This is a genomic window from Oscillatoria sp. CS-180 (genome assembly GCF_028330965.1).
In the GTDB taxonomy this organism is placed as follows: Bacteria; Cyanobacteriota; Cyanobacteriia; order Phormidesmidales; family Phormidesmidaceae; genus Halomicronema.
This window is the reverse complement of the sequence record NZ_JAQMUB010000079.1, coordinates 24,385-50,116: the sequence shown is the minus strand read 5'-3', so window position 1 is coordinate 50,116 and position 25,732 is coordinate 24,385. Positions and strand designations below refer to the sequence as shown.

Below are 25,732 nucleotides of genomic sequence, written 5' to 3'. Positions count from 1 at the left end.
TCAGCTAGTTTTCATCCCTAAACTGCCTTGATCTCAATCCTAGCGAATTGCGATCGCGGTCAGGGTCAGCGTTTATCCGCTGAAGTCGATTGCGTAGGGATGTGACACTAGTTACACTTCTTTATATCTTGTCTACAAGACTTATCATTGCAAGGTCGAACTGACCAGATGGGATCTGATCTTTTTTGTCTTGCGTGGGTGAACCGATCACCTGAATGAGCTTCTTGGGTCCCCTCTGGGCGATTGGGAGGCGGCAAGTCTGGTAGGCTATCAATAATCATGACTCTTAATAAACCTGCAAAAGGAATTGTTGAAACTAAGAGGAGGAGAGTAGTCGATGGGACTACCCTGGTATCGAGTACATACGGTCGTTCTTAACGACCCTGGTCGCCTAATATCTGTTCACCTCATGCATACGGCATTGGTAGCAGGCTGGGCTGGCTCTATGGCTTTGTTCGAGTTAGCCACCTTTGATCCCAGTGATCCTGTTTTGAATCCGATGTGGCGTCAGGGAATGTTTGTGCTTCCCTTCATGGCCCGCTTGGGAGTCACTCAGTCCTGGGGGGGGTGGAGCGTTACGGGTGAGCCCGCTGTCAATCCTGGCTTCTGGAGCTTTGAGGGTGTTGCCGCAGCGCATATCGTGCTTTCGGGTCTGCTGTTCTTGGCGGCTTGTTGGCACTGGGTGTATTGGGATTTGGATCTCTTCCGCGATCCCAGAACAGGCGAGCCTGCTCTGGATTTGCCCAAGATGTTCGGTATTCATCTATTTTTATCGGGTCTTCTGTGCTTCGGCTTTGGCGCGTTCCACCTAACAGGTCTATGGGGACCTGGCATGTGGATTTCTGATCCTTACGGCGTCACAGGTCACGTTCAGGGGGTAGCGCCTGAATGGGGACCCGCCGGATTCAACCCGTTCAATCCTGGGGGCATTGTTGCCCACCACATTGCTGCTGGTATTGTTGGCATCATCGCTGGATTGTTTCACTTGACAGTGCGTCCTCCTCAGCGTCTCTACAAGGCTCTGCGGATGGGTAACATCGAAACAGTTCTGTCTAGTAGTATTGCCGCTGTCTTCTTCGCCGCTTTTGTGGTTGCCGGAACGATGTGGTACGGCAATGCAGCAACGCCGATCGAACTGTTTGGCCCTACTCGCTATCAGTGGGATAGTGGCTATTTCCAGGAAGAAATTCAGCGACGCGCTCAAGCGGCTTCCGCAACAGGTGCTTCCGCTGAAGAGGCGTATGCAGCTATTCCTGAGAAGCTGGCGTTCTACGATTACGTGGGTAACAGCCCTGCGAAGGGTGGTTTGTTCCGCGTAGGGCCGATGAACGAAGGTGATGGGATTGCCCGCAGCTGGCTGGGTCACCCTGTCTTCAAGGATGGCGAAGGCCGAGTGCTGAGCGTCCGTCGTTTGCCTAACTTCTTTGAGACGTTCCCGGTCGTTCTGACCGACAAAAATGGCATTGTTCGTGCCGATATTCCTTTCCGTCGAGCTGAGTCTAAGTACAGCTTTGAGCAAACTGGTGTGACCGTTTCGTTCTACGGTGGAGAGCGTGCTGGTGAGACCGTTACGGATCCCGCTGAGGTGAAGCGAATTGCTCGTAAGGCGCAGCTCGGTGAGCCTTTTGAGTTCGATCGCGAAACTCTAGAATCAGACGGTGTCTTCCGGACAAGTCCCCGTGGCTGGTTCACCTATGCTCATGCTGTCTTCGCACTGCTCTTCTTCTTTGGGCATATCTGGCATGGTTCTCGGACACTATACCGGGACGTCTTTGCAGGTATCGACCCCGAGCTTTCTGCCGAGCAGGTGGAGTGGGGTTTCTTCCAGAAAGTGGGTGACCGCTCGACCCGTAGCAAAGAGACTGTATAAGCAGTTCTGAGCTTTGCAGATCAATTGATCAAGCGTTCAGCTTTTTCCCTTTCAGTAAGGATATTAAATAGCTGAACGCTTTTTCATCGAAATACCTTAGACTAAACGTAGAGTAAGTAGAGTAGGAGGCCCTAAAGATGGAAGCCGTTGCTTACATTTTTATTTTCACTTGCATCATTGGTACGCTGTTTTTTGCGATCGCGTTTCGCGAACCTCCCCGGATTTCTAAAGACTAGCTTCGAGATCTGATTTTGCTGGTCAGATTCGCTGATTCTGCAAAAGCTTACAGAGCACTGGGCAGCGGTTCGTTTATGCGGACCGCTGCTTCATTTTTCTAGAGTTAGATACTATTAAAAAGGAGACTACCTAAGAATGCTTTAAGACTTGACAACTTTGTTGTTAAGTTCGGCGATATGTAGGTATTTTTTTGACTTAGTTGAGTTCTACTGGAGACATAGCGGCATGCAGTGTCCCTTCTGCCAGCATCCTAACAACCGCGTTTTAGAGTCTCGTTCGGCTGAGAGCGGCAGAAGTATTCGTCGCAGACGCGAGTGTCTAGAGTGCGGAAGACGATTTACGACCTACGAACGGATTGAATACGTTCCGATCACGGTGATCAAGCAGAGTGGCGATCGTGAGTCCTTTGATCGGTCTAAAGTATTACGAGGCGTTATCCGGGCTTGCGAGAAAACCGGGGTTGAGGCCAGCACCCTCGATTCCTTAGTAGATGATATTGAGGCGGATTTGCAGCAGCGGGCACGTCGAGAAATTGAAAGCACAGAAATTGGCGATTTAGTGCTCAAACGACTCAAAGATATCAGTGAGGTAGCCTACATTCGCTTTGCCTCTGTCTATCGTCAGTTTAAGGGGATTCAAGATTTTACCGAAACCTTAAATCACTTGAATTCGGAGACTCAAGTGGAAACGTCACCTGATACAACCGTTAACTCTCGTCTTAACGCACTGATTTCGTAGCATAACTGTGATAGTCACGAAACAGCGTTTTGGGATGCAGAATCAGCTGTTGAGTTGCGGCATAGAGATCACGATGCAGGGCACTGGGCGTAAACCCTTTCAGGTAAGCAGAGCTCCGGATACCACAGGTGACGGCAATAGCTGGGATGTCAGCCGCCTGTCCGGCACAAATGTCGGCTTCCGTATCACCAATCATGCAGCTCTGAGTCGTATCGCAACCGAGGCGTTGCTGATCCGCGATCGCATCTTTTAGGCGAGCAATCTTGTGTTCTGTACGGTTTGGGTAAGCGGCTGTTGTCGTGTCAGCACCATAGATCTGACTAACTGTCGTCGCTAAGTCATGTTGATGCAGAAAATCTAATACCTGAGCAGCCTGCCGCAGCGTAACAATCACGATCCGGTGACCTCGATCCTGTAAAGCATGAAGGGCCGCCTTAGCACCCGGTTGAAGTTGATCTTGTTGCAACAAAGTGGTCTGATTGACTATCGTCGCAACGTGATTCAAGAAATCATCCACTTGGATTCCTGACAAACCAGACCAGTCTGCGATTGTGGTATCAGGAGTTCGGTTTTGCTTCATGTACCAAAACTGCGCCTTAGTCAAGCGACGAATGGGCAGCCGTTCACCTCGCTCAGCATAGTCTGATCGGACAGCTGAAAGCGCTAGCTTATAAGTGCTGTAGTATCGTTCAGAAACGTCTGCAATAGGACCGTCAAAATCACAAAATAGAGTACGGTTGCCCAGTGCTGAACTCGACCTGGACGAAGTCTTTGACCGGTGGGGCAGACGTGCAGAGAGAGAAAGAGCGTTCTGCATAAAGCAAGACTTTAAGTTTAATTACAAAGTTCAAAAATCTACTACACCTTAACAGCCATTTTCGCGGAATGGGATGATTATTAGCAGGTTTCATATAGACTCGACTTATTGCTTATCGATCAAGAATAAGCTTTACTTTATGCTTTTAACGTATTGGGAGCTTCTCGTTCTAGCAAAAACGTGACTGGACCATTGTTCTGAATATCCACCCGCATGTTGGCACCGAATTGTCCGGTCACCACTTTCAAACCGCTGACACGCAGCTTATCCACAAATTGTTCAAAGAGGGGTTCTGCCACAGGTGGAGGAGCTGCTTTATCGAACGATGGGCGTCGTCCTTTACGACAATTTCCATAAAGCGTGAATTGGCTCACCACCAGAATTTCACCTCCAATCTCTTGTACAGAGGCGTCCCAGCGATCATCTTCTCCCTGCGGAAACAGCCTCAGATTGAGACATTTCTGTGCCATCCAATCCAGTTCGACCTCGGTATCCGTATCGGTAAGGCCAACCAAAAGATTCAATCCCTGAGCAATGTCGGCTATCGTGTGCCCATCCACTTGTACACGCGATTCAATGACCCTCTGAACTAAAACACGCATAGCGATTAATGACTCAAGGAACGCTGGTGGTAAAGCTGCTCATACATTTGACGAATCTTATGGGCCGCAGTGATCATCTCGGTATCGGTTGGTTTCGACTGTAGCGATCGATAAATTTGGAGTTCCAACCCTTGTAGCCCTAGTTCAGCTTTGCCCGCAAAGCGAGGTTGTAAAACGAAATGAATGTGGTAAGGCGGCTGATCGACCCAGGAGTTAATATAAATACGCTCTGCCCCTAGAGCCTGCTGCATTGCGTAAGTCATTTGCTGCAAAAAAGGCCCTAGAGACGCTGCTTCATTGGCAGACAAGTCCCAAAAATTCTCCCGATGGGCACGAGTTTTAATCACAACTGCACCAATACCGTGGCTGCCTAGACAGTGGTCGGCCATCCACCAAGCATTTTCCGCAATGATGCCGCCCGGAACAGATACTTTGCCCTGAACGATTTGACAGGCAAGGCAATCCGGGTGAGGCTGATTGCCGTTGTTGGGATGAGTGTTAGACATGCGATCGCGACAACAGAATGCTATGAGATAAATCCACCCGCCGCCTTATCAATAGACAAGACTCATCCAGTAATTTTTTCCGGCCTAACTCTCCTCACGCTAATGCCAGAGGTACTTCCACAGATTCTCTACAGGTCGTAGATGCAACACCCTTGCACTCAAATGCTAGGAAACCTTTGTCTTCAGCGACCATAAGAGACTAAGGCGATAAAACTGGATAGAACTATCCTACGTGCTAGCGACCAAATCCCTTTTCTCGATTTTCCGAGGGTTCGCATAAACAATCATTAAGCTGAGTCCGAAGTGTGTTGTGGTCCAAATTCTGCCCAATTAAAACGACCTGATTTTTAGGATTGCCTTTCCATTCGTCATCGTCTAGGGAAAACCGCTTGCCGCTGAGGTGGAAGATATGTCGCTTAGGGCTTTCATCAAACCAAATAATACCTTTGGCACGAAAGATATTTTCTGGCAGTTGATTATCTAGAAAAGACTGAAATTTGCGGATGGCAAAGGGGCGATCGCTTGCGAATGACAACGATGTAAAGCCATCGATTGCTAGGTGATCAGAGTGATGATGGTGGTGTTCGTGCTCATGGTCATGGTCACAGTCAGCATGGTCATGATCGTGTTCGGCATGGCTATGGTGCCCGTGGTCATGACTGTGCTCGTGGTCGTGACTGTGCTCGTGGTCGTGACTGTGCTCGTGGTCGTGGTGATCAGAATTGTCGAAGTACTGATCCGACTCGAACAATCCGACGCTCAGGATCAAAGGCAGCGGTACCTCTGACTTCGTTGTACGAATGATGCGCGCGCCTTCTTTAACGTCACGAATTTTACCTTCCAGCTGCTCCAGCTTGGCATCGTCTACCAAATCTGCCTTGTTCAATAAAAGGATGTCGCCATAGGCAATTTGGTTATAGGCAGCTTGGCTATTGAACAAATCGAGACTGTAATTCTCGGAATCGACAACAGTCACAATGGAATCAAGACGAGTCAAATCGCGCAATTCTGTACCCAAGAACGTTAGAGCAATGGGCAGAGGATCGGCCAATCCAGTTGTTTCAACCACTAGATAATCAATTTTGTCCTGCCGTTCCAGAACCTTATAGACAGCGTTCATTAAATCGTCGTTGATAGTGCAGCAAATACAGCCGTTGCTGAGTTCTACCATCGTGTCATCGCTTTCTCCAGTCGTGACTAGCAAGTCGTTATCGATGCCAATTTCACCAAACTCATTGACCAGAACAGCAGTTTTCAGCCCCTCTTGGTTGCTCAAGATGTGGTTCAGCAGCGTTGTTTTCCCACTGCCCAAAAAGCCAGTGATGATTGTGACGGGCATCCCCTGCTTTGTGTCGTCCATGCCCTTAGCCTGATTGGAGGTAACCACTGAAGTCATAAGCTGCTGCTAGAATTCGCGACATTCTCCATAATAATGTTCATTTTCGAATACGACTTTGTTCATCTTGAGACGGGAACAAACCGACAGGAAAATTGAGAAACATAAAAGCCTGGAGAGCGATCTCTCTCCAGGCCTAATACCGCCCTTAAAAGTCAACTGATATCTCTACATCAAGCCAATCTGAGACAGGATGCTTTGTCCTGTGAAGTATTCAGTAGCCACCCCAATCACAAAACCCAACATTGCTAAGCGACCATTCCACGTTTCAGCAAAGCGAACAAAACCAAACTTACCTTCGTTTTCCATGATAGTTATTCATAATGGTTAATTTAGGTTTTAATGCAACCCCTTGTTACAGAGCGTAACACAATCAATTATACCCTTGCCAAGTCCTAAACTAGCTTCCCTGAAAGCGGTAAAGTGCATGGCAGAATATAGCAGTTATGAACCTGATTACGGGGATTCTTTGACTATGCACGCCAAGCTTCAAACAGCATTTGCCCAAGGCCGAGCGCTCAAGATTATCAGTGGGCTAACCAACTTTAATCGAGATCGCGTCACATCTGTCATTCGAGCAGCGGATCAAGGCGGCGCGACCTGTGTTGATATTGCAGCAGATGCTGACCTTGTGCGGCTGGCTAAACAGCTAACGGATTTACCCATTTGCGTATCGGCAGTTGATGTCGATGCATTTGCCGCTCCTGTTCAGGCGGGCGCTGACCTAATTGAGATTGGTAACTTCGACGCTTTTTATGCCCAGGGCATTCGATTCGAAGCCGCAGAGGTGCTGGCGTTAACTCAGGCAACCCGTCAGCAGTTCCCCGGCATGACCCTTTCGGTCACGGTTCCCCACATTCTCGCTCTAGATGAACAGGTACAACTGGCTGAAGCATTAGTGTCCGCTGGGGCGGACATCATTCAAACCGAGGGCGGGACTAGCAGTCAGCCTAGTCACGGCGGCACGCTAGGACTGATCGAAAAGGCTGCTCCGACCCTAGCGGCGGCGCGAGAAATTTCTCGGGCGGTGACGATCCCAGTTCTCTGTGCGTCTGGGTTGTCGGATGTCACTGCACCCATGGCGATCGCCGCTGGAGCTTCAGGTATTGGTGTTGGCTCTGCCGTGAATAAGCTTGATAGCGAACTCGCCATGATTGCAGCTGTCCGAAGCTTGGCTGAAGCCCTTGACACAGCCTATTCTCATGCGATCGCTCGCTAAAGACTATTTTGTTCAACACGATAGGTTTGATAACACTTGTGGTGTGCTCGCCAGCAAATTTAGTCGGGGGCTAAATTCACCTTTGTGCAGAGGGTAGAGAATGGGTCAATAATGCCAGCCCCCGACATTCATAAAGTCAAAAAAAAGCCCAGCGATGCTGGGCTAGTGATGATATTTTGGATTCAAGTTTTTGATTTATCGGGTTGATTTATATTGATATATAGCTGCCTTTTAGGATAGCGCTTCTTCCTAAAAATGTCCTGTTTTTCTGAAAAAGCATAGGCCGAAATTCAGAAGAAAAAGGCAAAGAAATGAATCAATCCCCTTTCTAGATTAGGTTCTAGCGTTTTTCTAACGTTTTTGAATGACTCCGCACCAGCTACACATGCCTTAGCATTTCTCTCAAAAAGGGGAAATTGAATAGGCAGAAATGTGATGTATTGCCACCTGCGAGTGAGTCCTCACAACTGTAGCTTCAGCCATCCAGGCTGGTACACCCAATAGCATTCGGGTCCTTAACCATAGCCCAATGGCTCGCCGTCTTGTTCTAACGAAACTGACAACAAGCTTACAGCTATAGCGTTCTGCCTCGACGCTGCCCCTTCAAAATAAAGCAGGGCGAGCTAATCCCACCCTGCCTTTAGTACTCCGATGAGAGAGCTCAAGATTACGCAGCAACTAATCCACGATGGCGTAAGAGTGCCTGGGTGCTGGGTTCTCTACCACGGAAAGACGTAAAGACCTCCATTGGATGACGGCTGCCACCCAACGAGAGAACGGTATCCCTAAAGCGACGCCCAGTCGCTGTAATGGCCTGCTCGTTTTCCAATCCTGCTTCTTCAAACGCTGCAAATGCATCGGCGCTAAGGACTTCCGCCCAGAAATAGCTGTAGTAGCCAGCGGCATATCCACCGGCAAAGATGTGTCCAAATGCACAGAGAAATGCGTCTTCAGGTAACGGTTTCAGAACAGCTGTCTTTTCAGCCAAGCGATCGCGGACATCCCAGATCGTTTCTTCACCTCCTGGCTGATAGCGATGATGGAGTTCAATATCAAGCCAGCCAAAATTCACCTGTCGCAAAATTGCATTACCCGTCATAAAGTTACGAGCTGCAACGATTTTTTGAAACAGATCGTCCGGCAAAGGCTGTCCTGTTTCATAATGGCGAGCTAGGGTCAGCAACGTCTCACGGTGATAACACCAGTTTTCCATGAACTGGCTAGGCAGCTCGACAGCATCCCATTCCACATTGTTGATGCCCGCTGCACCGGAGTAGTCGACGGTTGTGAGCATGTGCTGTAACCCGTGGCCAAATTCATGGAACAGCGTTTCAACTTCTCGGAAGGTCATTAAGCTAGGTTTATCCTCAACACGCGGTGACTGGTTGCAAACCAAATAGGCAACCGGCAAACGGACTTGACCGTTGGATTGACCTCGATTGACGCAATCATCCATCCAAGCACCTCCCCGTTTTTCAGCAGGACGGCTATAGGGATCGAGATAGAAATGCGCGATCGTCTGCCCCTCTTCCCCAGTTACCTGAAAATAGCGCACATCAGGATGCCACACAGGTGCTTCGCCATCGGCAGCAGCAATCGTAATGCCAAATAGGCGATGAGCTAGCGTAAACAGACCTTCCAGCACTTGAGGCAGCGGAAAATAAGGACGCAGCTCTTCGTCGTTCAGACCATACTGCTCTTCCCGCATGCGCTCTGCCCAGAAGGACACATCCCACTGCTTAACGTCATCGGTAAACCCGTGATCTTGAGCAAAGGTTGTCAACTCCTCCAGTTCACGAGTGGCTGCCTTGTAGCTAGCGCTCCGTAATTCCTCCATCAGTTGTTCAACGGCTGACACCGAAGGAGCCATCTTCCGAGCAATACTCAACTCAGCATAGGTGTCGTAGCCCAAAATGTTTGACATCTGCTGACGAAGCTCCAGGATACGTTCAATCAGCGGTTGGTTGTCGAGATCACCGGAGGCAGCGCGAGTGATAAAGGCCCGATAGATCTTCTCTCTCAGATCACGACGACGGCTATGCTGCATGAAAGGAACGTAGCTGGGGTAGTCCAGCGTGATGCGCCAAGGCCCGTTTTCGACTGTAGCTTCCTCATGATCCGCTTCTTTAGCAGCCTGAGCCGCTAAAGCCAATAGACTTTGAGGCAGTCCCTCAATCTCTTCAGACGTTGACAGCGTTAGGCTAAATGCCTTCGTTGCGTCTAAGACGTGATTGGAGAACTTCGTTGAAAGCTCAGCTAGCTGCTGCTGAATCTGGTTAAAGGCTTCCTTGGCTTCACCTTCTAAACCCACACCTGACAGTTCAGCGTCACGGATAGCTGCGTCAACAATTCGCTTTTGGGCAGAAGTAAGCTGCTGCCATTGCGTGCCTTCTCGAATTTGCTTGAAAGCCTGGTAGAGCGGTTTGCTTTGTCCCAAACGATTGCCGAATTGAACTAAGCCAGGTTGCACCGTTTCATAGGCTTCCCGTAGTTCTGGGCTGTTTTTTACGCCCATCAAATGCCCAATAATGCTCCAGCTCCAGCCTAAGCGCTCCTCAATCTTGGTGAGGGGCTCAACCGAACCCTCCCAAGTCGGCTGAACGGTAGCTTCCAAATGTTCTAGATCAGATGTCAGCGTGCTCAGCAGCTCTTCAATGCCTGGAACGATGTGTTCAGGACGAATGGCATCGAAGGGAGGTAGCCCCTGACCAATCAGTAGTGGATTTGTTTGAACAGTTGCACTCATAGCACTCTCGATTAGCTTTACAGATTCGGTCAAACACGTAATGAGACAGGAGGATTGAATGGATAGGAGCAAAAGGCGATCGCGCTTCTTCACTCAGTTTGGGTGCGGCCTTCAACCCCTGTCAACGCGCTGAGCTTGAAGCCTCTTTTGACTTTAAACACAACATCACAGCACTTTTTCGAATGGGAAGCTTTGCTGCGCTGACTTTTAGATCTAGGTATTAGGAAAACAGTTCGATCTTCAACCAGGACTGACATCCCCATATCCCCTTATCCCTAAATTCTAGGAGACGCCGAATTCGACTTCCTCAGGCTTGGAAATTACAGGGCTAAGAACAGATTCAGCTGCATAAACCTTGATAGCGTTCACCCGTCAGGGAGGTCTTCAGGTCAATCTATAGACTCACTTCACTCTAGCCAAAACCACTTAACCAAAATCATTATGAGTTTATATTAGCGTGTTCTTGACCAGGTATAAGCCGGTATAGAATGACATCACGATCTTTATGCAACAAATTTTTATGACATTGACCGTTGGGGACCTAGCACCTGATTTCGAGTTACCAAACGCTGAAGGTGAGGTCATCAAATCGCAAGACCTGAGGGGGAAGTGGGTCGTTTTGTATTTTTATCCCCGTGACAATACTCCCGGCTGTACGAAAGAAGCTTGTGGTTTTCGGGAGGCTTACGCGGACTATCAAGATAGTGACATTGTTGTACTCGGCGTCAGCACAGACGATGCCAAGTCTCATACCAAGTTTGCGACCAAGCACAATTTGCCTTTTCCCTTGTTGGTGGATGAAGGAGGGGCGATCGCTAGCAGCTATGGCAGCTATGGTCTAAAGAAATTTATGGGTAAAGAGTACATGGGCATTACTCGCAGTACTTTTGTTATCAATCCTGAAGGTCATTTAGCCAAGATTTACCGCAAGGTCAAACCTGAGCCCCATGCTCAGGAAGTCTTGGCAGATATTGCAGCTCTTTCAGCAAGCACCTAGTGTGCTTGCAGTCTTTATCAATGGAATCAATTTGGCGTGCAGGACGAGTTTTGTTGGGTCTGATTCTTCGAAGACCCATTGTTGGTGTGTGTATTCTCCCTATTCTGCCTGATGGTAAGGTAGTGCTGATTCGTCGTCAGGATTCAGGGCGATGGGGGTTTCCAGGCGGGCTGGTTGATTGGGGAGAGAACATTCTGACGGCTACCCAGCGAGAATTGGAAGAAGAAACGGGTTTGGACGTATCCGAAGTGGGGCGGCTCGTCGGCGTTTACTCCGCCCCCAATCGAGATTCGCGTTTTCACTCCATTTGTATTGCGCTGGAAGTTCGCGTCATGGGGACGCCTGTAGTAAATGATCCGGCAGAGGTTGCAGCGATCGCGTCATTCGCTTGGACTGATTTGGCAGAACTTGACATGGCCCACGATCATGCCCAGCACGTAGAAGATTATCTGGCTAAGAGAACCGTCATCGCTTAGTGTCCAACGAGTAAAAGGGACCAACGACCAGAATGGTACGACCAATTCGGAGTGTCAGAGTTCGCGTTTCACAGGGAACTTTCTTTTGGCGAGAAATCGGGCATGGTCCAACCCTTCTGATGCTTCACGGCAGTTGGTCTAGCAGCGATCAGTGGGTTCCTCTGATGGAGGCATTAGGGCGGCAATTTCACTGTGTTGCTCCTGACCTATTGGGATTTGGAGAATCGAGTACGTTGCCACTCAAGACCTACTCCATTGAAACGGAGGTGAATGCTCTCACTGAGTGCTTAAAGCAGTTACGCACCTCACCGCAATTCATCGTGGCAGATTCCCTAGGAGCCTGGGTCGCAATTCGCTATTGCCTCAAACATCCTCACCAGGTTAAGCAACTTGTCATAGCGACTCCAGAAGGATTAACGCATCCTCAGCTAAAGCAGTATTGGCAGCCATATCGATGGTTGGCTCGTGCTTGGGCACCCCGCTACTGGATCATTCAAACGTTTGCGCCACTCATTATCCGCTTTGGTCAACAGAAGACTTGGTTGCGGCAGATCAAAGCACGACGCCAGCAGTTGAGACAAAATACGGCTGCCTGTCGGCTGCTGTTTCAGCGGCAGAGAACGGTTTTACAAGCTGAGGGATTGAATGAAGCCTTGCCCCAGCTGTCAACGCCAATGCTGATTCTCCAGCCAGCAATTGCATCCCACAGAACGACCTTAATCAACGCTCTGGTTCATCAACTCGCTCCGGAGGCGTACATCCAAATTGTTCCAGGGACTGAAACAGGACTCTGGCATCAAGCAGTTGATGACATCCAAACTTGGCTCAAGCAAAGTTCGATCTGACTCGACCTGTCGGTAGAAATCACCTAGACCTATAAGCCGGCCTCATCACACAGCATGGCAATGAAAACGTCTACAGCTGGTGTCCGGGGGGTTTGAGCAAGCGTTGCTGCGCCAATAACCCGTTCCAAAGGTTCTGGCAGCGATCGCACCTGGACGGATTTAGGAATGGGTAACGCTGCGAGTCTAGGAAGAACTGCCGCCCCTAAGCCTTCTGCCACCATACTGACAATCGTCGAATCCTCTTTGACAACATAAGCCACCTCAAGCTTTTGTCCCCATCGTTGCCAATGTTCACGCACAGCGTTAGTACATTCGGCATAGTTATACAGAATGAAATCGTAATCGGAGAGGTCATGCCACGTCAGCACCTTAGCGATCGACCGTGACGAACGAGGCAAAAGTGCCACATATTCATCCCTAGCAATCTCCCACACCACAAATTCCTCCGATCGGGGGAGCGGCACCAGTCCAATATCAACCTGACCTTCCCGCAAAGCCTGTTCCACACCGGCTGGCTCCAACTCAGACAGACTGACTTCCACACGGGGAAAGCGATCGCGAAAACGGGCTAGAATAGGCGGCAAAAGATGAGTCGATGCACTCCGAAAGGACGCAATTCTAAGCCGTCCAGCGTATAGTCCCTTTTCCAGATTAACCTCATAATCAATCTGCTCCCGGAGTTCCAAAATGTCTTGAGCATGCCGCAGCACTCGTTCCCCTACCTGAGTCGGTTTGGCACCGAATCGCCCGCGTTTCAGTAAAGGGACGCCTAATTCCGCTTCCAGAGACGCAATCGCGCGACTGACTGCTGCCTGAGACGTTTCCAATACAAGAGCTGCGTTAGAAAACGTTCCCTCACGAGCGATCGCAACCAGCACTTCCAGGTGATGAATGTTCATAGTAATGATCTATTCGCAAACCGAATAGATAGGACACGCCGACTGTTTTGATCCCAACTGAGCACAACAGTTAGGGTGACGGGCAAGCTGATTTCATCATTGAATTGCTACAGGTTGCCATGTTCGAACTCCTTTCTTTCCATCGTTTTCGAGACACGCCGAGTGTCCAGTTTTTTGACATCACTGTTTTAGACTCCAACGCCCGCGATCTAGTTTTTCATGAAGGACCTGCAACGAGTCCCAATAATTCTTCAGAAGGTGCTTGGCAATTTTACCTACATCCCAATCAAGAAGATAACCTGCTAGCGGTTGCGGGTGGACGGACATTTTACTTAGTGAACTTTTCCTGGGAATATCCGTTCCACAAAGTTCGCCTGGACGCCAACCAGCATATTTTGCGCCTCCCCCCCGGCACGTTTCACCGCTCAGTTTCCGATCCCAACGGTTCTCTGGTTTTAAACCAAGCAGTCCGTACTGCGCGAGCGTCTATCAAAAGTGAATTTCGGGTTTACAACAGCGCTGAAATTCCACGCCTACGCCGCTTATTAGATTCAAACTTGCAGCCTATCGAGCACGGCTTTGTAGAGGACTGGCCGATGGCTGCCTAACGCTGCCCAGGTAGTGAGGCGAACAGCGACTCCTTAGACGTTTTCACATTGTTGATTATTGTCGCCAGCTAGAAGTTGACGCACGTCAAGAGTCACTCTGTAGCCAGCGTTTTCAAAAAGTCGAGCTGAACCGCTCTCATTTCGACCCTTGGATTAGCGCGGGCGATCGCCTCCAAAACCTCCTCATAGCCAGCCCCCATCAGAATACGATAGGCTCCTAAAAAAGTTGCTGTGCGGCGACGACCGCTTGAGCAGTGCACTGCAACCGCTCTTCCAGCTGCTATTTGAGCAACCGCAAAAGTGCGAAACCCTTCAATCTGTTGCCGTGTAGGCGCAGTTCCCCCCGTCGTTGGTAGCCATAAAAACGGAAGCTTAGCCGCCTCATAAGCCTCCAGATTTGATGGATCGTCCATCACCGAAACAACAGCCCCAACTCCCAGCATTCCAAGCGTATTCACCTCACTAATATGAGGCTTTCGCATCCCCGCCAACTTTCCAGGAATAAGCCACCAAACACTTTCCTCAAGCGAAGATTGAGTCATCGGCCTTGTTATTGAAGTGCCTTCTGAGCAGACTCAGCCATAGCTTCAGCCGCCTTCACCTTGCGTTCACTGTATCGATCCGTTAGTTCATCCACCCTATCTCGCAACAGCAGAGTAAATCGATACAGCTCCTCCATCACATCGACAACGCGATCGCGATAAGCCGACTCCTTCATCGTTCCATCCTCATGGAATTCCTGATAAGCCTTCGCCACCGAAGACTGATTCGGAATCGTAAACATCCGCATCCAGCGTCCCAAAATCCGCATCGTGTTCACCGCATTAAAAGACTGTGACCCACCCGAAACCTGCATCACAGCCAGCGTCCGCCCCTGAGTAGGCCGAACAGCCCCCAACGTCAGCGGAATCCAATCAATTTGCGTTTTCATCAAACCCGAGATATTGCCATGCAGCTCCGGACTCGACCAAACCTGCCCCTCAGACCAGAGCGACAGCTCCCTCAACTCCTGCACTTTAGGATGAGTATCCGGTTCAGCCCCATACACAGGCAAACCATGCGGGTCAAAAAACCTCACCTCAGCACCAAACCCCTCAATAATCCCCGCAGCCTCCTCAGCCAACAACCGACTATACGACCGTTCCCGCAAAGAACCATAGAGAAAAAGAATACGAGGTGGATGAGCAAACACCATAGGAACCTACTTTGCAATTTTAGAGTTTCGATTGTGAATTCAAGCCAACCTGGCTTATATCACTTGCAACCTCAACATCAACAGCGCCCCACACTATTCCCCCCCTCCTAACCAACGCCTCAAAGCGGCAGCAAAAGACAACCGTCTTCAGCCTAAGTCCAGCACTGCCACCTTTCCGCGTGGATCACCTCCTACCCCTCCCCGCACCATCTGCGCCATCTGCGCCATCTGCGGATCTAGCCTCCTACCCCTCCCCGCACCATCTGCGCCATCTGCGCCATCTGCGGATCTAGACCAACCCCTCAATCAACGTCTTAACTCGTTCCTCAACCTCATCACGAACCCGAGGAAAAATCTCTGGCTGCTCAGCCGGATCATCCAACTGCCAGTCATCGAAATAGTCACGAGTCAGCCATTCCGGCGGTAAGTTAACCCCACAGCCGCAGAGAGAAATGACCGCATCAAAATCCTCCGGCCTAAACTCACTCAGCGCATTAGACGTCTGGTCGCTAATATCGATGCCAACATCCTTCATTGTCGCGATCGCCTCAGGCCGGACCTGACTCGCCTCCAAGCCCGCACTCGTCACCTCGATTTTGTCTTGGCCCAGCGACTTAGCAAACCCTTCTGCCATCTGAGAACGAGAAGAATTTTTCTTACACACAAACATGACCCGTTTCATCGAAACTCTCCCTGTTCGTTTTGTCATCAGCGTCATCGCAGCATGCTGATGCATCGAGGATCTGGCAAAGATGCCTTCTCTGGCTCTCGTGGAAACCAAAAAGCCGTCCTTTTGCAAAACTCCACCAGCATCAGCATGACAGGCACCTCGATCAGGACTCCAACCACCGTCGCGAGGGCTGCACCAGAGCTCAGGCCAAACAGCATGACAGCAGTTGCGATCGCCACTTCGAAATGATTACTCGCTCCGATCAAGGCTGCCGGAGCAGCATCTTCATAAAACAAGCCCATCTTCTGAGCGGCAACATACGTGATCAAAAAGATGAAGTTAGTTTGCAGGAATAATGGAACTGAAATCAGAAGAATGTGAAGCGGGTTCCGTACAATCAAGTCTCCTTTCAATGCGAAGAGTAAGACTAACGTCGTCAACAAGGCTGCGATTGAAACGGGACCAAGATATTTCAGAAAAACCTGATCGAACCAAACCTTGCCCCTATGCCTTAAAATCCACGTTCGCGTTATCGCACCTGCCAAGAGCGGCAACCCGACATAGACCAACACCGATATCACAATCGTTTCCCACGGAACAGTGAGATTGTTGGTTGCCAGCAGCCACCGTCCCAGAGGAGCGTACAAAAACAGCATTGCCAGGGAATTGATTGCCACCATCACCAGCGTATGGCCCTGGTTACTAAAAGACAGGTAGCCCCACATCAAAACCATGGCCGTGCAGGGAGCAATCCCCAACAAAATGGCGCCAGCGATGTAGGAATCTGCCAGCGCAATTTCCGCCCCACGGATTGTCTCGCTACCGGTTAACAGCGGTTGAAATAGCCACCCAAGAAAGAATTGGGCAAACACTACCATGGTGAATGGCTTAACTAACCAATTAATGATCAAGGTCAGCATGACTGGGCAAGGAGCTTGGGCAGCCCGCTTTGCTTGCGAAAAGTCAATTTTGACCATGATTGGATACATCATGAAAAACAGACAAACCGCAATAGGGATCGATACCTGATAAACGCTCATGGTATCCAGGACGACGGCTACCTCTGGCAACAGCCGTCCCAGCAGAATGCCTGCCACAATGCACAGAAAAACCCAAACCGTTAGATATCGTTCGAAAAAACTCAGCCGACCTCCAATCTGTCGGGCTTTGGTATCGCCCGAAGAGTGAGTTGTCATTGATCATCTCCAAAGAACACTGAAACACAGGGAAATCTTTCACCACGCTCAACAAGATGAGCACAACGAAGAAGCTCGAATTTCTATACTCAGAAAGTTCGAGGAATACGTAAAATCCATCTGCGTAGCATTTTATCAAATATTTTTGATTTTTTCTTAGGAATGATGATGAGTTCTAAGTGAGAGTTTTCTTAGAAAACTTGTTCGGCAATGGGCCTTAAGGTATTTTAAACGACGGAAATTTTAGGGTTGAGCTTTAACACTAGTGATTTAGCCTGTTGATCGCTGTATGAAGTGAAGAAAGAGATTTCAAACGATCATTGAGAGGAACAAAATTACGGCTTCTTGCGTCGCAATTTTGTTCAACTGAATCAGGTGTAGACGGGCAGGGGAGATGGTATACCATCAAGGCGGAAATCGGCTAGATGCTGCTCAATAGCAACGATTTGAGGAAGATTGAGACTGTAATAGGTCCAACGACCTTGGGATCGTGAGCGTACAATGGCCGATTCCTTTAAGACTCGCAAATGAAACGATAATTTAGATTGACTAACGTCTAGATGTTTACACAAATCGCAAACGCAATACTCCTGTTTTCTTAGGCTCTCAATGATGCGAAGTCTCAGTGGATCAGAAAGAGCATGAAAGGATTTTGCCGTGGAAATTTTCTCTCCTGAAAACATTTTCTCAGATGTTTATTACTTGACTACTTGAATCAAGTCTAATTAGTAAATCTAGAGATGCCATTGCCCCGAGGGGGGATTTCCATCATCAAAAAAAGCCATCTAAAAAACTAAAAATCTATGCTTATTAATGAGTCAAATTAATGCTGGTTTTTAGATAAACTTGAGTCTATAAATAAGCTGCAAAAGTTCTCATGAGAGATGACTCATCAATGTGTATTTTTTTGAAGCATTGAACTACGTAGAATTGAGTAGTTCTGTATCGGCTATGCTTCCAAATAGTGATTCAGGTCCTCTAAGACGCGAGGAAGTTCGGCTTCTGTCGTCAAGCGAATACGATCATCACGAACTGTAATCAACAGCTTGGCAGCAAAAGGGCTTGGCCAAATATTAGGATTGCAAAACACTTCGAAGAAAACGTCACCCGCATGCTGATACTCCAGGGTGGGTTCTGGAGTACGTTTGCTGGAACCCACAGGCTGAGCCGCGATCGCCTTAAGTTGAGTCACTAACTTGACGAGAGCAACCTTTAAATCTTGAGCTGCGGCCTCTGAGAAGTTGAAGCGAACAGAACCCTGCAGCAGATTGAGCGTAATTTGTGCCGAAGTTTGAGAAGTCATCTAAATGTATTTGATGGGACCTTCTAGTATTGTGAGGCGAAAATCTCCCCATTCTCTCTGTGCTTAACGTTGAGTAAAATTCGCCGCAATCGAATTACTGTCCAGCACCTATCAGTCCATCACCAAAACCACTTTGCCCATGCCCTGACCTTCCTCAATCCATCGGTGAGCGGTAGCAGCTTGACTCAGCGGAAACGTTTTGTCGACATGAATGTGCAGTTGACCTGTATCCAGACGTTTTGCACAGCTCGCCAAAATCTTAGCTTGATGAGCACGAGCTTCAGGAAGAGTTTGCAGCTGCGGCGTTAGCATCAGTTCAAAGCTGAGGCGAAGATTGCGATCGCGAGCCGTTTTCCAGTCCGTGCTCTCGGTCGGTGCTAGGAGCGTTATGACATCGCCTCCATATCGAGTTGCCTTAAAGCTGTCAGACAATACCGGACCGCCAACCGTATCAAAAGTAATATCAACACCATGGCCATCTGTCCAAGCCATGACGGCTTCGACAAAATGAATGCGATCGTAATAAATGCAGTGATCGGCCCCGAGTTGGGTAACAAGCTGGGCCTTGGACTCAGAGCTAATGGTGGTCGCCACATGAGCCTCTCGCAGCTTGGCCAATTGAATCGCAACGTGGCCCACCCCGCCCGCTCCGGCATGAATCAAAACACGCTGATGAGCCGTTATACGAGCGCGGTCATACAATGCTTCCCAAGCGGCAAGCAGCACAAGCGGTGCCGCCGCCGCCTCTGCAAAACTCAAACGAGCGGGCTTATGAATGGCGTCATGTTCATCCACAATGGCGTACTCTGCATAGTTGCCGCGATCGCCACCCAAACCACCACTACAAAAGAAGACCTCGTCGCCCACACTAAACTTACGGACCCCTGCCCCTACCGATTCAACAATTCCCGCACCATCGCAACCCGGAATTGTAAAGGCAGCGTCTTTCCTAAATGCTCCACGTCGGCGAATCTTCGTGTCAATAGGATTGATGCCCGCCGCTTTCAGCCTGACTTGAATTTCAGTATCCCGGCTGATGGTGGGGAGGGGGACATCGGTGTAGGCAAGAACGTCTACAGACCCAGGATGTTTAAAGAGACAGGCTTTCATACGAACTAAAACTGATAAGTCGGAAACTCGCTACGGGTATCGAGAATGACTTCCCATTTTTTACTTTAATGGATGCGCCCATGGGCAGACTCTTTTTAAGCGGCCTCTTTTTACCAAAAGAGATCGCTATGATCGAATGACTTGTTCGCGTTATTCGCGACTGGAGAAATAACTACTGCTATGGCCTTTCAGAACTTTTCCGTAACGACTCGTTGGCGTGCTCTTGTGTGGGCGACAGCTCTTTGTTTGACAGCAGGCTGTAGTGCCCAAGAACCTGTCAGCGATCGCGCTGATGTTTCCCCTAAGTCCGACATGTCCACACCGCAGCAAACTTCAGAAGCTGCTGAAAATTGGTCTGACAAGTCGCCATCCTCGGAAGCGTTCCTCGAATCGACCAATGTCTCAAAGGCCAACTCCTCTTCATCATCACAGCTGGCTCAAGCGATTGACTCCGACCTCACCATCGTTCCTGGTGAACGAGTAGGGCCTGTGAGCGAAACGACTAGCCGTGCCGACTTAGCAGAGATCTTTGGTGAGGCGGCCTTAGACGATACTGAAATTGCTGTAGGAGAAGGGTTTACAGAATCCGGTACGGTCGTCAATGCGGGCACCGATCAGGCATTTTCTGTGATCTGGTTGGATAACGATCGCACTCAACCGCTGTTAATTAGAGATTTTGGGTCTGCTTGGCAACTTTCAGAAGGGATTCAGATTGGCACCTCTTTTTCTAGGTTGCAAACCCTGCTGGGTTCCTTCGATCTCTATGGCTTTGGTTGGGATTATGGCGGTACCGTTGTGCTCGAAGGATCGAACCTAGAAGCGTATTATGGCATGCTCATTCTACGATTGCAGCCTGATTCAGCGGCGATCGCCCAGTCCTCTGAAGCCCTGCAAGCAGTTCAAGGTGATGAACTCTTTTCATCCGATAATCCCAATCTAGCGATGCTCAACCTAACAGTCGATGAAATGCTGGTGTACCTCAGTTCCGTGACCGAATAACGCTCCATTTTTCCCAACCCTCCATTCCTCCAACCCTCTACCATGTCAAGCTCCCCCAAACTCAAGGCTAGTCTTCCTCCCGGACTGATTGTTCGTCTGGGTAAAACGGTTTGGCATACTTTGTGGCAGGTGATGATGGCTCGGCTTGCGCCGTCTGACAAATCCGGCGCTTATACTCGCCCGGAGAGTGGTTTTCGCTCCATGATTGCACCAGACAGTCCCTATTCTCCCGCCACCGGACGCTACTGTCTGATCGTGGGTATGGGTTGTCCATGGGCACATCGAACGTTGGTGACTCAAGCCCTGAAAGGTCTGGAGAATGTCATTCCACTCTGGCGGGTATCTCCATCTCCTAATGAAGGCATTTGGCTGTTTGATAATCCTGGTTTGGGCTGGCGATCGCTCCCCGAACTCTACCAAACGGCTCAACCCGGCTACTCAGGGCGCAGTACGGTTCCCGTCCTCTGGGATACTCAGACCCGCACAATCGTCAACAACGAAAGCGCAGACATCATCAAAATCTTGAATGAAGGATTCGATGAATACGCTGCTCACCCCGAACTTGACCTCTACCCAGAAGATCTAAGAGAACAGATCGAAGCCTGGAACAGACGCATCTATCCGGCTATCAATAACGGCGTCTATCGTACCGGGTTTGCCCAATCTCAAGCCGCTTATGAGTCCGCCTGCACTGCATTGTTCACAGCGCTAGATGACATTGACGCTCATCTCAAAGGACATCGATATCTTTGCGGCGATCGCCTGACTTTAGCAGACGTACGGTTGTTCACGACTCTGTTCCGCTTCGATGCTGTTTACTACAGTTTATTCAAGTGCGATCGCCACCGTATCTGTGACTATCCGCAGCTGTGGCCCTATGCACGTGATATCTATCAGCAGCCTGGTGTTGCCCGAACCTGTGATTTAGCCGCTATCCGCGCCGACTATTTTGGCAATTTGTTTCCCCTCAATCCTGGTGGCATCATTCCTTTGGGCGCTGATCCCAAAATATGGTCTGAGCCTTGCGATCGCGCCTCACTGAGTCAAGAGCTACCCCTCACTGCTTCGTAGAGTGTGAAAGTCGTGTTGCTTCGCTTCACGCCTTAGCCTTAGGAGATTTTTGAAAATATAGCAGTGTACAAGTGAAACAAGTCCCTCTGTTCCCTAATTCCTTACCCTTGTCCCCTGTTCCCCTGAATGCCCTAATCGACAACGACGATGCGAACACCATTAGCGGTTTGGTTGGCTGTGACGGTTTCTAACATGCCAAGGGAGTTGTAATCGAAGCGAATATTGTCAATGCTGCGAATACGACCGCTTCTGAAATAGTTGAAATCCACGTTATCGATGGAGTTGAAGCGACCATTACTGAAATAGTTGAAGCGAATGTCATCAATAGCTCGGACGCGACCACTGCTGAAGTAATAAAAGCCCGTATTGCCAATGCGGCGGATACGCCCCCCGGTCGAATAATCAACTTCGACTGAGTAATTCTGCTCCGCAATCTCTACACGTCCCCCAGCGTGGACTTTGATGGTGGCCCCAGGAATGTTGACAAAGGTTTCTAGAACTCGGCCACGGTTGTTGATATGGACCACCTGAAAGCCTACGGCCTCCGATGCAAAACTATTCTCGGCTTCTACGTTCTGAGAATAGTCAAAGATGTCTTGGCTTTGATAGCTCGGAGAGGCGTATGCCAGGTTTGTCGGCAAGGCCACACTGGCTATTGAGACGAGAGATATCCAGCCACAGTACCCGAACAAGCAAATTGATTTCATAATCCATCCTGGACAGACTTCAGAAGGGAAGGTTGATAGACTCCAACATCTCTGACAAAGCCTTGATGATTGTCTTGGGTAAAAGGGCTGCCAAACAACCCACGAACACGGGAAGTGCGATCGCACTGCCTAACGTCACCCATCCCACCTCAGCTACAGAAGTATGGGTCATCTCTAGAGACAACACTAGGTAAACGAAGATAGGTAAGCCACTCAAGAAAGCGCCAGCTAAAAAGTTTTGAGCCAGCTTCGGCACTGTCGACCTATTAGCGTCTGACTGCTGGACCTGAGCTTTAGAGAGATCGTCTGATGACATACAACACCTCATCCTGTCTTTCTAGCTTAGGTGGACCCATAGAACCTGCCATCGTGCGATCGGATTCACCCACCTGGATGACGACCCTTTAGTCCTTTTCTTGAGGTTCTCAATCACTGCACACCCTGCCTTGCACAGGCGAACCATTGAACTTCTCAAGACCTCTATTACAGCCGTCGCCAGTCCCATAATCTTCAACGGATGCCAGACTTCTCTTTGTGCAGACTCCGTTGAGTTTTGAGATATAGCGGCATGCATGGGAGGCATCATAGGCTTCACTAAAAGCCATACAGCATGTATTCGTGAGGCTCAGAGGTGTTTTTCTTGATATGCGATCCTCTAGGCTTGAGTAGTGACAGCTCTTGGCAGGTCAAAATGAAAGGTACTACCTTGACCTAGCTCCGAGTTAACGCCCAGCGTTCCACCATGTTGGTTAACGATTCGTTGACAGAGGGCCAGACCCAATCCACTGCCCTCGACCTGACTTTTACCAACCCGAACAAACAGCTGAAATATTTTTTGCTGATCTTCGAAGGAAATACCAGGTCCATTATCGATGACTCGAAAGTGATAGCGATCGCCCCGCGATTCACTCTCAATCATGACGATAGGTTTGACTGCTTCATTGTGAAGAATAGCGTTTTTAATTAAATTATTGACCAAATTCTCTAACAGCTTTGCATTGCCTTGCACAACTGGCAAATCAGTCCAATCGACTGTAGCTTGGTAAGCATTGATGATGTTTTGTAATCCATTCACTGCTTGCTCAACGACAACACTCATATCAGTAGTCTCAAACGTGAGATTACGCCGAGATTCGAGCTTGCCGTACTCTAACAGCGCTTTCAGCGTTTGGTTCATTTTGCGGGAAGTTTGCAAACCCTTTTGTACGAGTTTTTGTTCACTACTCTCTAGCGACATTCGCTGTAGCAAATCCAAGCTAACAGTCACAACGTTGAGCGGGTTGCGCAGCTCATGGGCCACCATATGGTTGAAACTTTCAAGGGCAAGATTGCTCTCGTGTAGCTGCCGCAGTGTGTCTCGCAGTTGAAACTGGCGCTGTCGATTGCTCAGGCAAGTCTGCACAATTGAAGTAAACTCATGGCGCTTGAGCGGCATTTCAAGCAGGGTGATGCTGCGCTGATAACGGGCAGACCGTAACATCGCTAGGCAGTTCGGGAAGCGGCGACAGTGTTTGAGCAAGAAAATTATGGGAATGTCAGACCATTCTGGCTGCTCATTTAAGCCAGTCACTAATTGCTCAAAGTTATTACCAAGCGATAGCATCTCTTCAGAAACAATCACCAAGCTAACTTCCGCCTGGATGGCAGCCAACACTGTCTCTATTGTGGTCGCATCAACGCAGGACCATCCTTGGGCTGCGAGAACCTGTTGGATAACCTCGGCATTCTGCTCAAGTTGCGTCGCAACAACAATTGCGTCTGCGGAGAGCGCTAGAGTATCAGCGAGTTCATCCATCAGCATCCATCAAACTTTGAGCATCGCCAATATAGTTAGGAATACCCGAAAGCACACCTATAAATTGTTCGAGCGGTTCGCCAATATGAATGCCCGCTGAACTCAACTGCACTTCACGAATTCGCGTTTCATGTGTACCGTAACGCTTTTTATAGACACCGATCGCTCGATGTAACGCTCCTTGAGCTTCAAAATGCCGCAGTAACAGCACGGCGTCAGCTAAGTAGCTAATATCGATTTCTTCACTGAGCTGATTACCAATTACGCCATGTTGTGCCACAACTAACAATGTCAGAACATTTTGCCGATTCAGTGCAATCAGCAAGTCATGTAGTTGGGTAATGAGCTTCTGAGTGCTGGGCATAGAATTGACATAGCCCGTTAAGCTATCAATCAAAACAATTCTCGCTCCCCATTCCTTGATCTCCCGGTCAATCAGATGCGTGAATTTGCCTAGGTTACTGTTGCTCAGTCCCAGTTCATGAATTCGAATTTGATCTGAATATTCTGCCCGATCTAAGCCAATGCCTAGTCCTTTGGACCGCTCCAGAAAGGTGGTTGCCAACTCATCAAACAGAAAAACGCTGGCTTTGCCACCTTGCTTGATGAAATGATGAATAAACAAGCTAGCGATCGTCGTCTTTCCTGTGCCTGACGGACCAATAAATAAGCACGAAGTACCAGTTAGGAGATGATCGCCAATCAGTTTGTCTAATGGCTCGACGCCGCTCGAAACAAGCTGATAAGGAACCTTAGTGGGGCTTGAAATCTGGGGAATTTGATTAGAAGACTGATGACGAATGGGATAGACGCGCATGCCTTGATTGGTGATTTCCAAATCGTGAATGCCCGACTGAAAGTCACTGCCTCGGATTTTGGATACCTGCAGGTAATGGTAATCTTGACCGTAATCAGTCGTCTCCTTAAATAAGGTGATAATGCCGTGAACGGTGGAGACTAGTTCGAGATCACTAAGGGCTACCTCTTGAGTATCCGTCAACATTACAGTGATGTTGCGGGTGTACATATAATCCCGCAGTATCAATAAATTACGTCGATAGACCAAAGCATCGTTGGCGAGCATGCGCAGATACTCAATACCATCAAACATGACGCGCTGAGGCTGCATCGCTTCAATGACCTTCGTAAAATAAGTCATCATCTCTTCCAACTCGACCTCAGACGTATCAAAAACAGTCTGTTGTCGCGCTGTCACCTCCAGCGCTTGCGGAGTACTGAATTCTTCAAAAACAATGCCGCTTGTATCTATGCCTACAGAAGTTGCTGTCTGCTGTAGGCTTTGTACCCGTTGAGATAGAGCAATACACAAGACTTTTTCACCCGCCTGTATCCCTGCTTGGAGAAAATGGAGTCCCAAAATAGTCTTTCCCGCACCGGGCGCACCATTGACAACGTAGATTTCACCTTTGGGTAGACCGCCACAGGTAATGTCGTTAAGCGAGGTTATTCCAGTTGAGATTCTGATTAGTTGACCATCATTTTTCATAGGTGACAGACTATGTTTTTCTAAATCCAAAAGATGATTCTTACTGTACGACAGACTCCCCCCAATCTCTTGAAGTTGGCAGCACAATTGTATGGCAGAGGCTAAATTTTGAGCCTTGCCCATAATTAGGGAAGACATCCTTGCACGGTTACATCCAAACTTCAGGTTCTCAATCCCAAATATGGAGAAGCCAGATTCAACGTCCCAGTTTTTGGGGTGAGGG

General features: G+C 49.0%; 28 protein-coding genes. 10 read left to right on the top strand and 18 right to left on the bottom strand.

Translation table 11 applies throughout. The features are described from left to right. Positions 1-337: 337 nt before the first annotated feature. From psbB to nrdR, 3 genes are all read left to right on the top strand, one after another. Positions 338-1,870, top strand: coding sequence for a photosystem II chlorophyll-binding protein CP47 (gene psbB, locus PN498_RS18550; protein ID WP_272064642.1), 1,533 nt, complete (start codon positions 338-340; stop codon positions 1,868-1,870). Between the two features lie 137 nt (positions 1,871-2,007). Continuing rightward, positions 2,008-2,106, top strand: coding sequence for a photosystem II reaction center protein T (locus tag PN498_RS18545; protein ID WP_272064641.1), 99 nt, complete (start codon positions 2,008-2,010; stop codon positions 2,104-2,106). A 226-nt stretch (positions 2,107-2,332) separates the two neighbouring features. Then, complete coding sequence (nrdR, locus tag PN498_RS18540) at positions 2,333-2,845, top strand: transcriptional regulator NrdR (RefSeq protein ID WP_272064640.1); 513 nt, start codon at positions 2,333-2,335, stop codon at positions 2,843-2,845. Here the strand turns inward: nrdR and PN498_RS18535 are convergent. The 5 genes from PN498_RS18535 to PN498_RS18515 all read right to left on the bottom strand — a co-directional run bounded on the left by PN498_RS18535 (position 2,826) and on the right by PN498_RS18515 (position 6,475). Beyond that, on the bottom strand, positions 2,826-3,662 hold the full coding sequence (locus PN498_RS18535; RefSeq protein ID WP_272064638.1) for an HAD family hydrolase: 837 nt from the start codon (positions 3,660-3,662) through the stop codon (positions 2,826-2,828). The two genes, nrdR and PN498_RS18535, sit on opposite strands and share 20 nt — an antisense overlap. Positions 3,663-3,799: 137 nt before the next feature. Next, the gene (gene dtd, locus PN498_RS18530; protein WP_272064637.1) at positions 3,800-4,264 is read right to left on the bottom strand and encodes a D-aminoacyl-tRNA deacylase; all 465 of its coding nucleotides are present in this window, start codon (positions 4,262-4,264) and stop codon (positions 3,800-3,802) included. 5 nt (positions 4,265-4,269) lie between these two features. Beyond that, on the bottom strand, positions 4,270-4,770 hold the full coding sequence (locus PN498_RS18525) for an HIT family protein (protein ID WP_272064636.1): 501 nt from the start codon (positions 4,768-4,770) through the stop codon (positions 4,270-4,272). 235 nt (positions 4,771-5,005) lie between these two features. Then, positions 5,006-6,166 (bottom strand): CobW family GTP-binding protein, encoded by a 1,161-nt coding sequence (locus PN498_RS18520; RefSeq protein ID WP_272064635.1) that lies wholly within the window; start codon positions 6,164-6,166, stop codon positions 5,006-5,008. A 168-nt stretch (positions 6,167-6,334) separates the two neighbouring features. Continuing rightward, positions 6,335-6,475: a chlorophyll a/b-binding protein gene (locus PN498_RS18515; RefSeq protein ID WP_272064634.1), complete on the bottom strand. Its 141-nt coding sequence runs from the start codon at positions 6,473-6,475 to the stop codon at positions 6,335-6,337. Between the two features lie 166 nt (positions 6,476-6,641). On the opposite strand from PN498_RS18515, the gene PN498_RS18510 reads away from it, so the two are divergent. Next, complete coding sequence (locus PN498_RS18510; protein WP_442951433.1) at positions 6,642-7,385, top strand: DUF561 domain-containing protein; 744 nt, start codon at positions 6,642-6,644, stop codon at positions 7,383-7,385. A 667-nt stretch (positions 7,386-8,052) separates the two neighbouring features. Here the strand turns inward: PN498_RS18510 and PN498_RS18505 are convergent. After that, complete coding sequence (locus PN498_RS18505) at positions 8,053-10,131, bottom strand: M3 family metallopeptidase (protein ID WP_272064633.1); 2,079 nt, start codon at positions 10,129-10,131, stop codon at positions 8,053-8,055. 520 nt (positions 10,132-10,651) lie between these two features. Here PN498_RS18505 and bcp point away from each other — a divergent pair. From bcp to PN498_RS18490, 3 genes are read left to right on the top strand one after another with little or no spacing between them, the layout of a single operon-like run. Further along, positions 10,652-11,128, top strand: a complete 477-nt coding sequence (bcp, locus tag PN498_RS18500) for a thioredoxin-dependent thiol peroxidase (protein ID WP_272064712.1) — start codon at positions 10,652-10,654, stop codon at positions 11,126-11,128. Between the two features lie 20 nt (positions 11,129-11,148). Further along, on the top strand, positions 11,149-11,604 hold the full coding sequence (locus PN498_RS18495; RefSeq protein WP_272064632.1) for an NUDIX hydrolase: 456 nt from the start codon (positions 11,149-11,151) through the stop codon (positions 11,602-11,604). Positions 11,605-11,636: 32 nt separating this feature from the next. Beyond that, positions 11,637-12,449, top strand: coding sequence for an alpha/beta fold hydrolase (locus PN498_RS18490; RefSeq protein ID WP_272064631.1), 813 nt, complete (start codon positions 11,637-11,639; stop codon positions 12,447-12,449). A 29-nt stretch (positions 12,450-12,478) separates the two neighbouring features. Here the strand turns inward: PN498_RS18490 and PN498_RS18485 are convergent, their stop codons facing one another. Next, positions 12,479-13,348 carry a LysR family transcriptional regulator gene (locus tag PN498_RS18485; protein ID WP_272064630.1) on the bottom strand — a complete coding sequence of 290 codons (870 nt, stop codon included), beginning with the start codon at positions 13,346-13,348 and terminating at the stop codon, positions 12,479-12,481. Positions 13,349-13,467: 119 nt separating this feature from the next. Here PN498_RS18485 and PN498_RS18480 point away from each other — a divergent pair, with 119 nt between their 5' ends. Next, the gene (locus PN498_RS18480; protein ID WP_272064629.1) at positions 13,468-13,956 is read left to right on the top strand and encodes a redox protein; all 489 of its coding nucleotides are present in this window, start codon (positions 13,468-13,470) and stop codon (positions 13,954-13,956) included. A 92-nt stretch (positions 13,957-14,048) separates the two neighbouring features. Here PN498_RS18480 and PN498_RS18475 read toward each other — a convergent pair whose 3' ends face one another. The 7 genes from PN498_RS18475 to PN498_RS18445 form a co-directional block, all read right to left on the bottom strand. Continuing rightward, positions 14,049-14,498 (bottom strand): phosphatase domain-containing putative toxin, encoded by a 450-nt coding sequence (locus PN498_RS18475; protein ID WP_272064628.1) that lies wholly within the window; start codon positions 14,496-14,498, stop codon positions 14,049-14,051. Positions 14,499-14,506: 8 nt separating this feature from the next. Further along, positions 14,507-15,151, bottom strand: a complete 645-nt coding sequence (gene arsH / locus PN498_RS18470; protein ID WP_272064626.1) for an arsenical resistance protein ArsH — start codon at positions 15,149-15,151, stop codon at positions 14,507-14,509. Between the two features lie 289 nt (positions 15,152-15,440). After that, positions 15,441-15,833 carry an arsenate reductase, glutathione/glutaredoxin type gene (gene arsC / locus PN498_RS18465; RefSeq protein ID WP_272064624.1) on the bottom strand — a complete coding sequence of 131 codons (393 nt, stop codon included), beginning with the start codon at positions 15,831-15,833 and terminating at the stop codon, positions 15,441-15,443. Between the two features lie 32 nt (positions 15,834-15,865). Further along, positions 15,866-17,017 carry an ACR3 family arsenite efflux transporter gene (gene arsB, locus PN498_RS18460; protein ID WP_272064623.1) on the bottom strand — a complete coding sequence of 384 codons (1,152 nt, stop codon included), beginning with the start codon at positions 17,015-17,017 and terminating at the stop codon, positions 15,866-15,868. A gap of 371 nt (positions 17,018-17,388) precedes the next feature. Beyond that, on the bottom strand, positions 17,389-17,700 hold the full coding sequence (locus PN498_RS18455) for an ArsR/SmtB family transcription factor (protein ID WP_272064622.1): 312 nt from the start codon (positions 17,698-17,700) through the stop codon (positions 17,389-17,391). 266 nt (positions 17,701-17,966) lie between these two features. Continuing rightward, complete coding sequence (locus tag PN498_RS18450; RefSeq protein WP_272064621.1) at positions 17,967-18,320, bottom strand: hypothetical protein; 354 nt, start codon at positions 18,318-18,320, stop codon at positions 17,967-17,969. Positions 18,321-18,431: 111 nt separating this feature from the next. Continuing rightward, a complete protein-coding gene (locus PN498_RS18445; RefSeq protein ID WP_272064620.1) occupies positions 18,432-19,430 on the bottom strand; it encodes a zinc-binding dehydrogenase in 999 nt (332 codons plus the stop codon). 180 nt (positions 19,431-19,610) lie between these two features. Between PN498_RS18445 and PN498_RS18440 the strand changes: the two genes are divergently transcribed. Together PN498_RS18440 and PN498_RS18435 are read left to right on the top strand one after the other, a co-directional pair. Further along, complete coding sequence (locus tag PN498_RS18440) at positions 19,611-20,429, top strand: hypothetical protein (protein WP_272064619.1); 819 nt, start codon at positions 19,611-19,613, stop codon at positions 20,427-20,429. 42 nt (positions 20,430-20,471) lie between these two features. After that, the gene (locus PN498_RS18435; RefSeq protein ID WP_272064618.1) at positions 20,472-21,500 is read left to right on the top strand and encodes a glutathione S-transferase family protein; all 1,029 of its coding nucleotides are present in this window, start codon (positions 20,472-20,474) and stop codon (positions 21,498-21,500) included. 131 nt (positions 21,501-21,631) lie between these two features. Here the strand turns inward: PN498_RS18435 and PN498_RS18430 are convergent, their stop codons facing one another. The 4 genes from PN498_RS18430 to PN498_RS18415 all read right to left on the bottom strand — a co-directional run bounded on the left by PN498_RS18430 (position 21,632) and on the right by PN498_RS18415 (position 25,509). Then, positions 21,632-22,207, bottom strand: a complete 576-nt coding sequence (locus PN498_RS18430) for a hypothetical protein (RefSeq protein WP_272064617.1) — start codon at positions 22,205-22,207, stop codon at positions 21,632-21,634. Between the two features lie 19 nt (positions 22,208-22,226). Then, a complete protein-coding gene (locus PN498_RS18425) occupies positions 22,227-22,523 on the bottom strand; it encodes a hypothetical protein (protein WP_272064616.1) in 297 nt (98 codons plus the stop codon). Positions 22,524-22,862: 339 nt separating this feature from the next. Continuing rightward, complete coding sequence (locus PN498_RS18420) at positions 22,863-24,002, bottom strand: sensor histidine kinase (protein WP_272064615.1); 1,140 nt, start codon at positions 24,000-24,002, stop codon at positions 22,863-22,865. Then, the gene (locus tag PN498_RS18415; protein WP_272064614.1) at positions 23,995-25,509 is read right to left on the bottom strand and encodes an ATPase domain-containing protein; all 1,515 of its coding nucleotides are present in this window, start codon (positions 25,507-25,509) and stop codon (positions 23,995-23,997) included. The genes PN498_RS18420 and PN498_RS18415 overlap by 8 nt, the downstream gene beginning before the upstream one ends. Positions 25,510-25,732 lie beyond the last annotated feature (223 nt).

Excerpts from the sequence above, each read along its gene's own strand:
- arsC (WP_272064624.1), bottom strand. The coding sequence starts at position 15,833 with ATGAAACGGGTCATGTTTGTGTGTAAGAAAAATTCTTCTCGTTCTCAG.
- PN498_RS18495 (WP_272064632.1), top strand. The coding sequence starts at position 11,149 with ATGGAATCAATTTGGCGTGCAGGACGAGTTTTGTTGGGTCTGATTCTT.
- PN498_RS18425 (WP_272064616.1), bottom strand. The coding sequence starts at position 22,523 with ATGTCATCAGACGATCTCTCTAAAGCTCAGGTCCAGCAGTCAGACGCT.
- PN498_RS18475 (WP_272064628.1), bottom strand. The coding sequence starts at position 14,498 with ATGACTCAATCTTCGCTTGAGGAAAGTGTTTGGTGGCTTATTCCTGGA.
- PN498_RS18535 (WP_272064638.1), bottom strand. The coding sequence starts at position 3,662 with ATGCAGAACGCTCTTTCTCTCTCTGCACGTCTGCCCCACCGGTCAAAG.
- arsH (WP_272064626.1), bottom strand. The coding sequence starts at position 15,151 with ATGGTGTTTGCTCATCCACCTCGTATTCTTTTTCTCTATGGTTCTTTG.
- PN498_RS18525 (WP_272064636.1), bottom strand. The coding sequence starts at position 4,770 with ATGTCTAACACTCATCCCAACAACGGCAATCAGCCTCACCCGGATTGC.
- PN498_RS18455 (WP_272064622.1), bottom strand. The coding sequence starts at position 17,700 with ATGTTTTCAGGAGAGAAAATTTCCACGGCAAAATCCTTTCATGCTCTT.
- PN498_RS18505 (WP_272064633.1), bottom strand. The coding sequence starts at position 10,131 with ATGAGTGCAACTGTTCAAACAAATCCACTACTGATTGGTCAGGGGCTA.
- bcp (WP_272064712.1), top strand. The coding sequence starts at position 10,652 with ATGACATTGACCGTTGGGGACCTAGCACCTGATTTCGAGTTACCAAAC.
- PN498_RS18415 (WP_272064614.1), bottom strand. The coding sequence starts at position 25,509 with ATGAAAAATGATGGTCAACTAATCAGAATCTCAACTGGAATAACCTCG.
- PN498_RS18490 (WP_272064631.1), top strand. The coding sequence starts at position 11,637 with ATGGTACGACCAATTCGGAGTGTCAGAGTTCGCGTTTCACAGGGAACT.
- PN498_RS18445 (WP_272064620.1), bottom strand. The coding sequence starts at position 19,430 with ATGAAAGCCTGTCTCTTTAAACATCCTGGGTCTGTAGACGTTCTTGCC.
- nrdR (WP_272064640.1), top strand. The coding sequence starts at position 2,333 with ATGCAGTGTCCCTTCTGCCAGCATCCTAACAACCGCGTTTTAGAGTCT.
- PN498_RS18420 (WP_272064615.1), bottom strand. The coding sequence starts at position 24,002 with ATGGATGAACTCGCTGATACTCTAGCGCTCTCCGCAGACGCAATTGTT.
- PN498_RS18480 (WP_272064629.1), top strand. The coding sequence starts at position 13,468 with ATGTTCGAACTCCTTTCTTTCCATCGTTTTCGAGACACGCCGAGTGTC.
- PN498_RS18435 (WP_272064618.1), top strand. The coding sequence starts at position 20,472 with ATGTCAAGCTCCCCCAAACTCAAGGCTAGTCTTCCTCCCGGACTGATT.
- arsB (WP_272064623.1), bottom strand. The coding sequence starts at position 17,017 with ATGACAACTCACTCTTCGGGCGATACCAAAGCCCGACAGATTGGAGGT.
- PN498_RS18450 (WP_272064621.1), bottom strand. The coding sequence starts at position 18,320 with ATGACTTCTCAAACTTCGGCACAAATTACGCTCAATCTGCTGCAGGGT.
- PN498_RS18520 (WP_272064635.1), bottom strand. The coding sequence starts at position 6,166 with ATGACTTCAGTGGTTACCTCCAATCAGGCTAAGGGCATGGACGACACA.
- PN498_RS18545 (WP_272064641.1), top strand. The coding sequence starts at position 2,008 with ATGGAAGCCGTTGCTTACATTTTTATTTTCACTTGCATCATTGGTACG.
- PN498_RS18440 (WP_272064619.1), top strand. The coding sequence starts at position 19,611 with ATGGCCTTTCAGAACTTTTCCGTAACGACTCGTTGGCGTGCTCTTGTG.
- PN498_RS18510 (WP_442951433.1), top strand. The coding sequence starts at position 6,642 with ATGCACGCCAAGCTTCAAACAGCATTTGCCCAAGGCCGAGCGCTCAAG.
- dtd (WP_272064637.1), bottom strand. The coding sequence starts at position 4,264 with ATGCGTGTTTTAGTTCAGAGGGTCATTGAATCGCGTGTACAAGTGGAT.
- psbB (WP_272064642.1), top strand. The coding sequence starts at position 338 with ATGGGACTACCCTGGTATCGAGTACATACGGTCGTTCTTAACGACCCT.
- PN498_RS18515 (WP_272064634.1), bottom strand. The coding sequence starts at position 6,475 with ATGGAAAACGAAGGTAAGTTTGGTTTTGTTCGCTTTGCTGAAACGTGG.
- PN498_RS18430 (WP_272064617.1), bottom strand. The coding sequence starts at position 22,207 with ATGAAATCAATTTGCTTGTTCGGGTACTGTGGCTGGATATCTCTCGTC.
- PN498_RS18485 (WP_272064630.1), bottom strand. The coding sequence starts at position 13,348 with ATGAACATTCATCACCTGGAAGTGCTGGTTGCGATCGCTCGTGAGGGA.